General features: G+C 71.6%; 1 protein-coding gene. It reads left to right on the top strand.

Going from position 1 to position 687, the window contains the following annotated elements:
- Window positions 1–169: 169 nt before the first annotated feature.
- The coding region (locus D7X55_RS39995; protein ID WP_304988925.1) for a flavoprotein at window positions 170–687 on the top strand (518 nt) is incomplete at its 3' end.

Genomic DNA, 687 nt, shown 5'->3' with positions numbered 1-687 from the left:
GTGGTGAACGGGCTGCGGCCGGGGCGCTACACGCTGGTGTGGGGGTACTTCCACGCGGAGATGCCGGGGGCGGGACCGGTGGTGCGCGTGGTGGACGTTCCCACCCAGGGCGAGGTGTCCCTTCGGTAGTCGTGTTGCGGCCGGGCGGACTGGCGCGTAATGAAGCCGCATGGACGCATCGGCTCTGAAGGGTCGCCGGATCATCGTCGGCGTGGGTGGCGGCATCGCGGCGTACAAGGCCTGCGAGCTGGTGCGTGAGTTGGGCCGCGCCGGCGCTGAGGTGCGAGTGGCCATGACAGAGGCCGCGCGCCAGTTCGTCACCCCGCTGACCTTCCAGGCGCTCGTGGGGCACCCGCCGCTCACGGACTACTTCGACCCGGCGCAGGAGGGGAACTTCGGCCACCTGGACCTGGCGCGCTGGGGCGAGCTCTACGTGGTGGCGCCCGCGACGGCGGACCTGATTGCCAAAATTCGCGCGGGCCTCGGCGGTGACGCGGTGACGACGTCGCTGCTGGCCTTCAAGGGGCCGGTGGTGCTGGCGCCCGCGATGAACGTGGCGATGTGGGAGAACGCCCGGACGCAGGAGAACGTGGAGTCGCTGCTGAAGGAAGCGCGCTTCAGCACGGTGGGGCCGGGCTCGGGGATGCTGGCGTGCGGCGACGTGGGGTCGGGGCGGCTCGCGGGCGT

It is taken from the genome of Corallococcus sp. AB049A (assembly GCF_003668885.1).
In the GTDB taxonomy this organism is placed as follows: Bacteria; Myxococcota; Myxococcia; order Myxococcales; family Myxococcaceae; genus Corallococcus; species Corallococcus interemptor.
Note: the sequence above shows the minus strand (reverse complement) of the source record. Positions and strands in the feature narration are given on the sequence as shown.